This window comes from Dermabacter jinjuensis (genome assembly GCF_902381725.1).
In the GTDB taxonomy this organism is placed as follows: domain Bacteria; phylum Actinomycetota; class Actinomycetes; order Actinomycetales; family Dermabacteraceae; genus Dermabacter; species Dermabacter hominis.
The window spans coordinates 128,495-141,484 of the sequence record NZ_LR698963.1 but is presented as its reverse complement, the minus strand read 5'-3'; the positions used below and the strand labels follow the sequence as shown (position 1 = coordinate 141,484).

At 64.7% G+C, this 12,990-nt stretch carries 10 protein-coding genes; 9 read left to right on the top strand and 1 reads right to left on the bottom strand.

The annotated features are described in order from the left end of the window. The first annotated feature begins 4 nt into the window (after positions 1–4). The 3 genes from FXY94_RS00655 (at position 5) to ileS (ending at position 5,223) form a co-directional block, all read left to right on the top strand. The gene (locus tag FXY94_RS00655) at positions 5–1,438 is read left to right on the top strand and encodes a PspC domain-containing protein (RefSeq protein ID WP_016663078.1); all 1,434 of its coding nucleotides are present in this window, start codon (positions 5–7) and stop codon (positions 1,436–1,438) included. Beyond that, complete coding sequence (locus FXY94_RS00650; RefSeq protein WP_016663077.1) at positions 1,435–1,659, top strand: hypothetical protein; 225 nt, start codon at positions 1,435–1,437, stop codon at positions 1,657–1,659. Before FXY94_RS00655 ends, FXY94_RS00650 begins: the two co-directional genes overlap by 4 nt. 264 nt (positions 1,660–1,923) lie before the next feature. After that, entirely contained in the window at positions 1,924–5,223 is a 3,300-nt protein-coding gene (gene ileS / locus FXY94_RS00645) for an isoleucine--tRNA ligase (RefSeq protein WP_016663076.1), read from the top strand. Here the strand turns inward: ileS and FXY94_RS00640 are convergent. Next, the gene (locus FXY94_RS00640; protein ID WP_016663075.1) at positions 5,220–6,818 is read right to left on the bottom strand and encodes a WXG100 family type VII secretion target; all 1,599 of its coding nucleotides are present in this window, start codon (positions 6,816–6,818) and stop codon (positions 5,220–5,222) included. The genes ileS and FXY94_RS00640 overlap by 4 nt on opposite strands. 233 nt (positions 6,819–7,051) lie before the next feature. Here FXY94_RS00640 and FXY94_RS00635 point away from each other — a divergent pair, with 233 nt between their 5' ends. From FXY94_RS00635 to ffh, 6 genes are all read left to right on the top strand, one after another. Beyond that, positions 7,052–8,419 carry a bifunctional folylpolyglutamate synthase/dihydrofolate synthase gene (locus FXY94_RS00635; protein WP_016663074.1) on the top strand — a complete coding sequence of 456 codons (1,368 nt, stop codon included), beginning with the start codon at positions 7,052–7,054 and terminating at the stop codon, positions 8,417–8,419. 5 nt (positions 8,420–8,424) lie between these two features. Then, complete coding sequence (locus FXY94_RS00630) at positions 8,425–8,823, top strand: DUF4233 domain-containing protein (protein ID WP_016663073.1); 399 nt, start codon at positions 8,425–8,427, stop codon at positions 8,821–8,823. Between the two features lie 10 nt (positions 8,824–8,833). Beyond that, a complete protein-coding gene (ndk, locus tag FXY94_RS00625) occupies positions 8,834–9,262 on the top strand; it encodes a nucleoside-diphosphate kinase (protein ID WP_016663072.1) in 429 nt (142 codons plus the stop codon). Between the two features lie 118 nt (positions 9,263–9,380). Next, positions 9,381–9,668 (top strand): hypothetical protein, encoded by a 288-nt coding sequence (locus FXY94_RS00620; protein WP_016663071.1) that lies wholly within the window; start codon positions 9,381–9,383, stop codon positions 9,666–9,668. A 120-nt stretch (positions 9,669–9,788) separates the two neighbouring features. After that, positions 9,789–11,258 (top strand): signal recognition particle-docking protein FtsY, encoded by a 1,470-nt coding sequence (ftsY, locus tag FXY94_RS00615; RefSeq protein WP_016663070.1) that lies wholly within the window; start codon positions 9,789–9,791, stop codon positions 11,256–11,258. Between the two features lie 138 nt (positions 11,259–11,396). Continuing rightward, the gene (ffh, locus tag FXY94_RS00610; protein WP_016663069.1) at positions 11,397–12,989 is read left to right on the top strand and encodes a signal recognition particle protein; all 1,593 of its coding nucleotides are present in this window, start codon (positions 11,397–11,399) and stop codon (positions 12,987–12,989) included. The last annotated feature ends 1 nt before the right edge of the window (position 12,990 follow it).

Genomic DNA, 12,990 nt, shown 5'->3' with positions numbered 1-12,990 from the left:
TGACATGACATCCCCCTCGGCGCACCGCGAGCCTCCTCGCGATGCAGAGCGCACCGACCGCACGATCGCCGCGCTCGCGACCGCGCAGACGAACTCGGACGCGACGACGTTCGCGCTCCGCTACGGGCTTGCGCGTCGCCCCGGCGAGGGGCTCGCCGCAGGCGTGTGCACGGCTCTCGCGCACGCCTACGGGCTGCCCGTGAGGCTCGTGCGCATCTGGACGCTCGCGCTCGTGCTTCTCGGCCCCGGTCTCTTCGTGTATCTCGTTTTCTACCTTGCACTTCCGCGCCCCGAACGCGTTCGTGCACGCGGGGGAGTGGAGGTGCGCGCTGGTACCGAGAACGCCCGCTACGACACCCCCGCGCGTGCGGTGATCCGCAGGCGACCCCAGCCGGGGGACCTCATCGTCGCACTCCTCGTACTTCCCGTCCTCGCTCTCGGCGTCGCGATTGTGTGGGCGTACGTCGCGTATGCCCCGATCGTCCTAGCGTTCCTCGTCCCGATCTCGCTTGTGCTCGGCGTCATCGTTGTCTGGGGCGGTTGGCGCGCAAGCCGCGCCCGCACGACCTACCTGTTCATGCGTCTTGCGGAACAAGCCGGCATCATCGACGATCGCGAGGCGCTTCGCACACTCGCGCGGCTTCGAAGCGAAGCACCGGCTGCATGGGGCGCGGAAGGTGACCCCAGCAGCCCCGACTCGAACGATGCACGCGGCGCAGGCATGATCAGGGGGCGCACGGTCCTGTGGCTTTTCGCGGCCTTCGTTTTTCTTGGCGTCGCCGTTTTCTCCCTCGTCAGCTACCTCCCTGGCCTCTTCCCGGCACTTAACCCGAACGGGCCGCTTGAAGTCATCCCACGCGTGGGTGTCGGCGCCGCCGCCATCACGCTTGCCTGCGGCACGGTGCTCATCATCGCGGGAGCGCGAGGCAAGCGCAGCCGTCAGATTCTCGCGTTCGGGATCGCCTCCTTGCTCGTCTTCGCCGTGTCCGTGTCGTGGGTGCGCCTGACCGACTCACGCGGCAACGCCCCGATCTACATGAGCGTCGATGAGTTCCAACCCGGTTCCTACCTCGAGTGCACCGGCGGTGGCGTGCGCGAATGGTCACGCCCCGTCGTGATCGACCTGAGTGAGCTTGGCGACCCCCCGACGGATGAAGAGGCGCGGGCCTCGTGGGCCGTGGCGAATGGCGAGCCGGATCCGCTCCTCGTGGACCTCTCGCTCACAATCGTGTGCAATCGCAGCGTCGGCAACATCACGGTCATCCTTCCCGAAGAGGACTGGCGCGTGAACTCGACCCTCGCCTCGACTCTCGGCACAACGACGAACTCGGAGGCAAAGGGGTATAGCCGCTGGGACCCGTCGCACGTCACCATCCAGATCGATGGCCGCACTATCTTTGGCGACGTCACCTACGTGCGGGAAGGAACGAAAGCATGAGGCGCGATTCATTCACGTTTGCCGTCGGGGTCTTTCTCGTCGTCATGACCGTGTTCCTCGCTCTCGTGCTCATCCTTGGCGGTGCCATGCCCTCGTGGGTGACCGCGGCTGGCGTCATCGTGATCCTGTGCGTGTGCATGCTGCTCGGCTCGTTCGGGAAGCCTCGCCCCGAAAGCGGCGAGGACGATCACGAAAGTGACCGTGAAGCGCCAGCCTCGTGATACTTTTGGTCTCAAACGGCGTCGATCCGGCCATCACCGGGTAGCCGCGGGAAGAACGGCAAGCGTCGGGCTCTCACGCCCCCGCGCCGCCAAGTAGAACCCGCCGGGACCAGCCCGTCACAGCTGAGGAAAGAGTGAGCGCTAGGCGAAGCTCCGCGAGCCGCGCGCTAACCGAGGTGGTACCGCGCCCTCGTGCGTCCTCGGGCCCGAAGACTACACAGCTAGGTCGTGGCCCCAGGTCACGCATAAAGCCGAGGAGCGCGCATGGCATACCCCAAGAACGGTAAGAGCCTCACGAGTTCACCAAACCTCCCGAAGCTCGAGGACGAGGTGCTCGCCTTCTGGAAAGAGGACGACACATTCGCCGAATCCATTCGTCGCCGCGAGGGCGCCGAAGAGTTCGTGTTCTACGACGGCCCGCCGTTCGCGAACGGCCTGCCGCACTACGGCCACCTCCTCACCGGCTACGCGAAGGACGTCGTCCCGCGCTACCGCACCATGCGCGGCAACCTCGTGGAGCGCCGTTTCGGGTGGGACGCCCACGGGCTTCCCGCCGAGCTCGCTGCGATGGAGGAACTTGGCCTCACCGAGAAGCGCGAAATCGAAGAGATGGGCGTGCAGGCATTCAACAATGCCGCGCGCGGCTCCGTGCTGACGTACGCGAACGAATGGATCGACTACGTCACGCGCCAGGCGCGCTGGGTCGATTTTGACAACGACTACAAGACGCTCGACGTGACGTTCATGGAGTCGGTGCTGTGGGCGTTCAAGCAGCTCTACGACAAGGACCGCGCGTACGAGGGCTACAAGGTTCTCCCGTACTGCTGGGTTGACCAGACCCCGCTGAGCTCCCACGAGCTGCGCATGGACGACGACGTGTACAAGGACCGCCAGGATGCCTCCGTCGTCGTGACGTTCCCGCTCACGGGCCAGAAGGCGGCCGAGCTCGCACTCGACGGCGTCAAGGCTCTCGCATGGACGACGACCCCGTGGACCCTCCCCACGAACTTCTCGCTCGCGGTGGGCCCGGAGGTCGAGTACGTGACGGTTCCGGCGGGCCCGAACGGAAGTTCCGACGGCACCCCCGCCGGTGGTGCGACCTACCTCCTCGCGAAGGATCTCGCCGGCGCGTTCGCGAAGGAACTCGGCTACGACGGTGAAGAGGACGTTCTCGCGGCTCTCGGCGAGCGTGTGTATGCCGGTTCCGAACTTGAATACGTCGAGTACACCCCGCTGTGGGACGTGTACGCACAGGACCGCGAAAAGTGGGGCCTCGAGAAGGCTTGGATCATCACTGTCGCCGACTACGTCTCGACGAGCGACGGTACGGGCATCGTGCACCAGGCAACCGCGTACGGTGAGGACGACCAGAAAATCAACGCCGAATACGGCATCCCCGTGGTGGTGAGCGTCGACGAAGGCGCAAAGTTCCTCGAGACGTTCCGCGGGACTGCGCTCGATTCGATCGTGGGTCTGCAGGTGTTTGAGGCTAATCGCCCTCTCATCCGCCTTCTTCAGGCAGATGGCCGGCTCTTCCAGGAGAAGAGCTACGTGCACAGTTACCCGCACTGCTGGCGCTGCCGCAACCCCCTCATCTACAAGGCCGTCGGCTCGTGGTTCGTGAAGGTTGCAGATCAGCGCGAGCGGATGCTCGAACTGAACGAGGAGATCAACTGGGTTCCCGGCAACGTGAAGCACGGCCAGTTCGGAAAGTGGCTCGAAGGCGCACGCGACTGGGCAATCTCTCGCAACCGCTACTGGGGTACGCCCATTCCCGTGTGGAAGAGCGATGACCCGAACTACCCGCGCATCGAGGTGTACGGCTCGCTCGCGGAGATCGAGGAAGCCTTCGGTGAGCTTCCGCGCGACGAGAACGGCGAGGTGAACCTCCACCGTCCGTACATCGATAACCTCACGCGCCCCAACCCCGACGACCCGACGGGCAAGTCAACCATGCGGCGCATCGAGGACATTTTCGACGTGTGGTTCGACTCGGGCTCGATGCCGTTCGCGCAAGTGCACTACCCCTTCGACAACGAAGAGTGGTTTGACTCGCACAACCCTGCCGACTTCATCGTCGAATACATCGGGCAGACCCGCGGCTGGTTCTACGTCATGCACGTGCTCTCAACCGCACTGTTCGATCGCCCGGCCTTCAAGAACGTCATCTGCCACGGCATCGTCCTTGGCGACGACGGCAACAAAATGTCGAAGTCGCTCAGGAACTACCCGGACGTGCGCGAAATGTACGATTCGTACGGCGCGGACGCGATGCGCTGGTTCCTCATGAATTCGCCGATTTTGCGCGGCGGCAACCTCGTGGTCGCGGAAAGCAACATTCGCGATGCGGTTCGCACGGCCGTTCTTCCGCTGTGGAATACCTGGTACTTCCTCGCTCTATACGCGAATGCGGCGGGGGAGAAGGATTCCGACGGTAAGCCGACCGGCTACGAGGCCAAGGTTCGCTATGACTCCGAGGACGTCATGGATCGCTACCTGCTTGCGCGTACGGGGCAACTCGTTCGCGAGGCGCAGGACTGCCTCGACGAGTTGCGGATTGCTGATGCCGGTGAAGCGATCGCCCAGTACCTGGATGCACTCACGAACTGGTACGTGCGCCGTTCCCGCGAGCGTTTCTGGGAGGGCGATGAAGCCGCGATCGACACGCTTTACACGTGCCTCGAGACCCTCGTGAGGGTTGCCGCGCCTCTGCTTCCGCTCGTGACCGAGGAAATTTACCGTGAGCTCACGGGTGAGCGGAGCGTGCACCTCACCGATTGGCCCGATGCTTCCCTGTTCCCCGCGGATGACGCGCTCGTCGAGGAGATGGACGCCGTGCGCCAGGTGTGTTCGCAGGGCAACGCGCTGCGCAAGAAGGAGGGCTTGCGTGCCCGCCTCCCGCTCGCGGAGCTGACCGTCGTGGCGGTCGATGCTGCACGCCTCGAGCCGTTCACCGACATCATCCGCGATGAGCTCAATGTCAAGGCCGTGCGGTTGCTCGATGTCGCGAGCGAGGAGGCCGGAAAGATGGGCGTCGAGCAGCGCTTGAGCGTGAATGCCCGCGTCGCTGGCCCGCGCCTCGGTAAGGACGTGCAGCGTGCGATCAAGGGCGCGAAGAGCGGCGACTGGAGCGTCGCCGAGGACGGCACCGTCACCTCGGGCGGCCTCGACCTCGTCGAGGGCGAGTACACGCTCGACCTTGTCGCGGGCGATAGCTCGGATGCGGAAGGCCGCTCAATCGGGGTTCTGCGCGGTGGTGACTTCATCGTTCTCGACACTCGCGTGAGCCCCGAGCTTGAGGCGGAGGGCCTCGCGCGTGACGTCGTGCGTGTGGTGCAGTCCGCTCGCCGCGAGGCAGGCTTCGAGGTTTCGGACCGCATTTCGCTCGCGGTTGCGGGATCCGAAAGTGTTCTCGAGGCCGTGCGTGCGTTCGAGACCCTCGTTTGCCACGAGGTTCTCGCCACGAGCGTTGCGTATAGCGAGGGTGCGCTCGCGGGCGCCGACTTCGAGACGACCGAGAAGGTCACCGGGGCGAGCGTTACCGTTCAGGTGAAGCGCGCTTAACGCCACTTGTCGAGAAGGTCATCCGGTGGCGGGGGAGTCGAGCGGTCGATTCCCCCGTCATCGTTTGTGCCGCCGGGCTCGATGGCGGTTGCGGGCTCACGAACGAACTGGACGTTTATGTCTTCGACGAGCGTGAGGCCTTCGCCCATGTAGAGGCCGTCGATGTCGCCCTTGACTTCGAGCAGGTCGGAATTGAGTTCCTGCTGCGCGAGGAGCGTTGGGTAATAGCCGTAGTGCGGGTCGATCGAGCCGTCGGGTAGGCGCCGAAGCGAGTCGTGAACGGCCCTCAGATCGTAGCCCGGCCACTTCACTTCCGCCGGCGCTTGCCCCGGTTGGAAAAAGGAGATTCCTGTGTTGAAACCCGCGTCGTGGTCCGTCGCGGGGGTGAGATCAATGTTGGTGACTTGCGGTGAGTGCGGACCGTTGAGTCCACCGAGATCGAGGAGTGGAACAGGGTCGACCGTGAAGGAGATTCCCGCTTGTGAGGGGCCACCAAGAATGGTGTCCGCGTAGGGTCGCAGCCCCTGCTTGTGCGCGATCGCGAAGACCTTGGTGTTCGATTGCGCGGGAATGTAGGCGTCCACGGGAGAACCAAAGGTGACGATATCCGTGACGTTGTAGCCGTCTTCGCCATTGAAGTCATGTTTTGAGGAGAGCGAGACTGCTGCGAGGCCTCCCTGGGAGTGTCCAACGAGCATGAGGTTTGCGCCTTTGGGAACGCCCGCGGCTTCGAGCGCAGCGCGCGCGTTCTTCATCGTCGTGACGTCCATGCCCGCCATCATCCCCAGGTTTGAGGCCCAGTCGCGCGAGTTACCGGCGGTTCCATCCCACGCCTTTTCCGTGCCCATACCGATCTGGGTGGGAGGCATGTACATCACGTAGGTTTCTTCTCCCGTCGAGGTGCGAAAGTGCTGTACACGATAGTTTTCGCGGTCTTCGCCCGCGTCGCGTGCGTGGCGTGCCTCCTCGGTGAAGTAGAGCAAGTCCGCGAGTGTGCGCGGTGGGTGCGAATCCTTGTAGTCGCTGATGCTCACGAGCGTGCTTTGTTCGGTCGTCGGGGTGACCGTGAACCGAGGGTTGTGGAAGTGTTTCCTGCCGAGCGCGCTGGCATAGTCGATGGTCTCGAGCGCGATTTTGCCGATCTCGTGGTTGAACGTGTGGGTATTGGGCCTTCCCACTGCTCGAACGCGCTTGGAGCCGCGGCCAAACAGGTTCCTCATCCCATGAGCGATACCCGCGAGAGCGGTGATCCCGAGTACCTGCGCACGTGTCGCCTCTGCGAGACCTAGGGCGGACGCCGAACCGGCGCCTCCGCTCGCGGCGTCGCTCGCGTGCGACGCCGCATCCTGCTCGAGCGCATTGCTCTCGAGCGCGTGTGCAAGTGCGAAAAGCTGCTTCACGGCCTCGTGCATTCCGGGTGCAACGATGCTCGAAACGCGCGCGCGGAAGGCTTCGGCATCCGCGCCCTCCCACGGGACTGCCCCCGCTTCGTCTTTCACGCGAGTCGCATCCGCGGTGAGTCGTCCCGCAAGGTCGTTGAGAGCGCGCGCAGAGTTACGCGCCTGCTCGGTATCCATGCCTAGAAAATCGCCCACGCCCTACCCCTTTGCGCTTCCCGTGAACCGCGGCGACCCCTGTGACCGCGTGCTCAACTTGAGAGTAGGCAACCGTCGGACTCCACGCGTGCGCGCCGTGGCGTCTGGGGGCGGCCGTGAGGTGTGGAGCACGAGCCGCGCCCTGGGCGGCCCTCGCGGATCCCCTCCCCGGCAAGGCCGCACTACACTGAAACCCACGTATCACCGGCGCGAAAGGCAGAGTGAAGCAGTACATGGCACGGCCAGGCGGCATCGAGCACAGCGAAGCGTTCACGAGGGCGTGGACGGATCTGCAATCGCGCGCCCCCGAAAACGAGATCGAGCCGAGCCTCACACGCATAGCGCGCCTCCTCGAGCTCATGGGGCATCCCGAACGCGCATACCGCACCTTCCACATCGCGGGCACGAACGGGAAAACATCGACCGCGCGCATCGCCGAAGCGCTCCTTATCGAGGCGGGCCTTCGCACGGGAAGACTCACGAGCCCACATATGCACACGCCCACCGAACGTATTGCGCTTGATGGGCAGCCCATCAGCGAAGAGGGCTTCGTCCAGGCGTACGAAGACGTGCTCCCTTTCGCCGAGGTCGTCGACCGTGAATTCGCCGAGACTGGCGTGCGAATCAGCATGTTCGAATTCCTCACGGCCATGCAGTTCCAAGCATTCGCGAGTGCGCCGGTCGACGTCGCGATCGTCGAGGTGGGCCTCGGGGGCCGCTGGGACGCGACGAACGTCATCGATCCCGACGTCACCGTGATCACCCCGATCGCTTTCGATCACCAGGACTACCTCGGGGAGACGATCGAGGAGATCGCCGGGGAGAAAGCGGGAATCCTCAAGGAAGGTGCGCTCGCGGTGATTGCCGCGCAGCAGTTCTCCGGCGCGCTCGACGTGCTTAAGAATCGCTGCGCCGAGCTCGGCGTGACCGCCGCAATTGAAGGGGAGCAGATCGGCGTGCTCGATCGCGTACCCGCGGTCGGCGGGCAGATGATCGCGGTGCAGTCGATCGCCGCGCGCTACGAAGAGGTCTTTGTTCCGCTTCTGGGCGCCCACCAGGCACACAACGCGCTTCTCGCGATCGCAGCGGCGGAGGCGCTCCTCACGGGTGGTGATGCCCCACTTGACGGCGATCTCGTCCGCGCGGGCCTCGAGCGCGTGACATCCCCGGGTCGCGCCGAAGTCGTGCGCCAGGCCCCGACAATCCTCGTCGATGCCGCCCACAACCCAGCGGGAGCCGAGGTTCTCGTCGAAACCGTGCGAGAGAGCTTCCGGTTTACACGCACCGTGGGGATCGTGGGCATTCTCAAGGAGAAAGACGCGAGCGAGATCCTCGCGATCCTCGAACCGCTCTTCGACATCGTCGTCATTACCGAGAGCACGTCGCCGCGCGCAATCCCCACGGACCTGCTCGCGATGGAGGCGCGCGACATCTTCGGGGACGAGGACCGCGTTATTGAGCAGGCGAGCCTGCCCGATGCGATCCAAGCCGCCGTTGATGCAGCCGAGCAGGAAGGCGACGATTTCGCAGGCATCGTTGCGACCGGCTCCATCACTCTCGCGGCAGAAGTGCGCCAGCTCCTGGGGCGCGTGGGGAAGTGAGCGGCATGGATATCACCCCCTCGACCCGCAAGTCCGGCGCGCAGCGGATGCTGTGTGCGACGACCCTCGCGTGCGAAGGCTTCGTGGCCCTTTTTGCCGGCCTCGTCGCCCACGGTCTCGCCCCCGATACTCGGCTCGCAAGCTGGATTCTTTCGCTCTCGTTGCTCGCGGCCATGATCGTCGCGGCGAGGCTGCTCTCATCGTCACAGGCATGGCCGTATTGGCTCGGCCTTGCACTCCAGGTCCCGTTTATCCTGCTCGGGCTTTTCGTCCCCGCGATGTACGTCGTCGGTCTGCTTTTTGCGCTGCTGTACTGGCTCGGCGTCGTCAAAGGGCGCCAGCTTGACCGCGAGAAAGATGCGATCGATCGGCGCGTTCTAGGAGAGGACACCGAGGCACGCTAGGGTGAGGTGCATGACACAAGAACGCACGCTCATTCTCCTTAAACCCGATGCCATAAAGCGCCAGCTTCGCGGCGAGATCATCCGCCGCATCGAGCAAAAGGGCTACGAGATTCTCGCGCTCGACCAGCGCGCTGCGAGCCTCGAGGAGCTCACAGCGCACTACGCCGAACACGAGGGCAAGCCATTCTTCCCGCCCATGCTCGAGTTCATGAGTTCGGGTCCGCTTGTCGCGCTGGTTGTCGCGGGGGAGGAATGCATCGCGGGGATGCGTACGCTCATGGGGGCGACAAAACCGACGGAGGCCGCCCCCGGCACGATCCGCGGTGACCTGGGTCGCGCCTGGGATAAGCCCGTGATTGAGAATCTCATCCACGGTTCGGATTCGCCCGAATCGGCTGCGCGCGAGATCGCTATTTGGTTCCCGGCTCTTTCGGCGTGACGCGCGCGTGAGGTCGAGGCTCCGTACGGGATTCGCTATCGCGAAGAACACACGTAAAGTCAGGACTCACGGCCATCGCTCGCGATCTTTCGAGTAAAGGTGAGGTAAAATTTCAGGTATGGAATCTGTCATCCTCTTCATGCTTGTGGCCGTCGCACTGGCCGCGGGGCTCATCGCCGTCGTTGTGATGTCGCAGAAGAAGTCGGGCAATCTTTCCTCGCGTTCAAAGGGCTCGCCGAAGTCAGTGAGCCGTACCCCCTCGGCGTCAATGCGCGCGAGCGTGCCCGTTCAAGCCTGGCCCCTGCGTGAGCGTGAAGGGCACAGCGCCGCATCGCGCACGGATCGTGACTCATCAAATACCGATCAAGCCGGAGCAGAGAGCGAGCCGTTGCGTCTCGCTTCGTGAGGTGCTGCACGCGCATCGTCTCACCACAGCCACGCCCGCGCTCGCGCGGGCGTTTTCGTACACTAGCGAGGAAGTCTTTGCCGCGCGCCCTCACGTGCGTGGCTGGTTAAGGGAGGGCTAATGGACTTAAACGAACTGATATTGACCCTCGTCGCAAGCGGCGGCGGCGTCGCCGTTATCGCGGCGGGGTTGTGGGCGCTCACGCGGCCGTCGGGAAGTGACACCGACGGCAAAGAGGCGCCGGAGAAAGACGCCAAGGGCGAGCGCAAGGAAGCCGCAAAGCCGGAGCGTCCCGCCGCCCCCACGTGGGGGGAGTCGCTTTCGGCGCCTGCTAAGAACCCCGCTCGCGAAGCGGGAAGCGAAGAGGAGGAGGGGGCCGACGCCTCTCAGGCTCCCGTCGATGCCGAAGTGCCGCACGAGGGCGACGTGCAGGCGTCGGACACACCCGAGGCCACCCCTGCCGCGCCCGTGGCGCCCGCTGAACCCGTTGAACCGGTCGAGCCCGTCGCGCCGGTCGAACCCGTTGAAACTGCTGAGCCGGTCGACCCGGTTGAACCCGCCGAGCCCGCTGAGCCGGTTGCTCCGGCCGAGGAAGTTGAGTCAACGGACGTCGAAGCCGAGCCGCACGCCCCCGTCGAGACTCCTGAGCCGACCGCCGATCGCATGGTGCGCCTTCGCGAGCGTCTCCAGCGTTCCGGATCGATTGGTCGAGGGATCCTCGCGCTCCTCACGAGCGGCGATATCGATATGGACACGTGGGACGAGATCGAGGAAACCCTCCTCATGGCCGACCTCGGCCCCGATGCGACCGACGAACTGATGGAGGCGCTGCGCGACCGCGTGCAGGTGCTCAACACGAAGGACCCCGACGCGGTCCGCGAGATTCTGCGTGAAGAACTCGTCAAGCTCGTGAACCCCGGCCTCGACCGTCGACTCGCGGCGAGCGCGATCGAGGCGCCCGACGGCTCGATGGTGCCGAGCGTCGTCATGATGGTCGGCGTCAACGGCACCGGAAAGACGACGACGACCGGTAAGTTCGGTCGCGTTCTCATCGCCGAAGGCCGCACCGTACTCTTTGGGGCTGCCGATACATTCCGTGCCGCAGCCGCCGAGCAGCTCCAGACGTGGGGCGAGCGCGTGGGCGTCACAACCGTGCGCAGCGAACGCGAAAACGCCGATCCGGCCTCGGTCGCCTTCGACGCTGTTCAGGCGGGCATCGACCAGGGTGTCGATGTCGTCGTGATCGATACGGCCGGTCGCCTCCAGAACAAGAAGGGGCTCATGGACGAACTCGGCAAGATTCGCCGCGTCGCCTCGAAGGCACTCAAGGGGGCCGAGATCCAGGAGGTCATCCTCGTCCTTGACGCGACGACCGGCCAGAACGGCATGCAGCAGGCGCGCGTGTTCGCTGAGGCCGTGAACGTCACGGGCATTGCGCTCACGAAGCTCGACGGCACCGCGAAGGGCGGCATTGTCGTCAACGTCCAGCGCGAGCTCGGTGTGCCCGTGAAGCTCGTGGGTCTCGGTGAAGGCATGGACGACCTCACGCCGTTCGACCCGTACGGGTTCGTGGACGCACTCCTCGAGTAGTTCCCCTCACCCCTTTCGCGCGAGCCGGAGCGCACCGACCCCCGTTACAATGGGTGCGCTCCGGCTCGCGAGGTGCGCCCCCACGGGTGCGCGCCGTCACCTCGCTCGCCGCCCCAAGTTTCCCGAGGCTATTTTTTCGTGTTTGACAATCTTTCCGATCGTATTAGTAAGACCCTCAAGGGCCTGCGTGGCCAGGGCCGCCTCACTGAGGCCGATATCGACAAGACCGTGCGCGAGATCCGCCGCGCACTGCTTGACGCGGACGTCGCCGTCCCCGTCGTTCGGCAGTTTGCCGCGCGCGTGCGCGAGCGTGCCCTAGGCGCCGAGGTGTCGAAGGCCCTCAACCCCGCGCAGCAGGTCGTCAAGATCGTGCACGCCGAACTTGTGGAGGTTCTCGGCGGTGCGACCGGCGGGCTCCAGTTCGCGAAAAACCCGCCGACCGTCATCATGCTCGCGGGCCTCCAGGGCGCCGGTAAAACGACACTCGCCGGCAAGCTTGCCAAGTACCTCAAGGACGAGGGCCACACGCCGCTGCTCGTTGCGTCGGACCTCCAGCGCCCCAATGCCGTCAACCAGCTCCAGATCGTCGGTGAGCGGGCGGGCGTCAAGGTGTTCGCCCCCGAGCCCGGCAATGGCGTGGGGGACCCTGTTGTCGTTGCCCTCGACGGTGTCGCGACGGCGGCGCACGAGCAGTACGACGTTGTGATCGTTGATACCGCGGGCCGCCTCGGCATCGACGAAGAAATGATGCAGCAGGCGCGGGATATCCGCGATGCCGTCAACCCCGACAACACCCTTTTTGTCGTCGACGCGATGATCGGCCAGGATGCCGCGCGCGTTGCCGAAGCGTTCCGCGACGGCGTGGGCTTCACGGGCGTGGTGCTGTCGAAACTCGACGGCGATGCACGCGGTGGCGCGGCCCTCTCCATCACGGGCATCACCGACCGCCCGATCCTCTTCGCCTCGACCGGTGAGGCACTCGGTGATTTCGAGCGGTTCCACCCGGACCGCATGGCGAGCCGCATCCTCGATATGGGTGACGTGCTTACCCTCATCGAGCAGGCCGAAAAGCGCATGGATCGCGAGGAAGCCGAGAAGGTCGCCTCGAAGCTCGCGCAGGGCGAAGAATTCAACCTCAACGACTTCATGTCGATGCTCCAGCAGATCAAGTCGATGGGCTCGATGAAGAAGATGCTCGGCATGATGCCGAACATGCGCCAGTACAAGCAGGCGATCGATCAGTTCGACGATTCAATGATCACGCGTATCGAAGCAATGGTGCAGTCGATGACGCCGTTCGAGCGCGCGAACCCCAAAGAGATCAACGGCTCGCGTCGCGCTCGCATCGCGAAGGGCTCCGGCACGACCGTGACCGAAGTGAATCGTCTGCTCGATCAGTTCAAGCAGATGCAAAAGATGATGGGCTCGGTAGGTAAGGGCCTGGCCGGCGGCGGCGGTTTCGGGGCGCCGGGCATGGGATTTGGCAAGAAGTCCCGCGGACGCATGCAGTCCCCGAAGAAAAACAAAAAGAAGTCCCGGTCGGGCAACCCTGCGAAGCGCGCAGCCGAAGAAAAGGCGTGGGCGGAGCAGCAGGCCCAGAAGAAGGGTTCGGCCTTCGGCGGCGCGGGCGCGTTTGGAGGGGCGGGGAATTCCGCCGACGCCAGCGCCGACTTGTCGAACCTCGACATGAATCAGCTTCCCCCAGAACTTCGCAAGATGCTCGGAAAGTAGC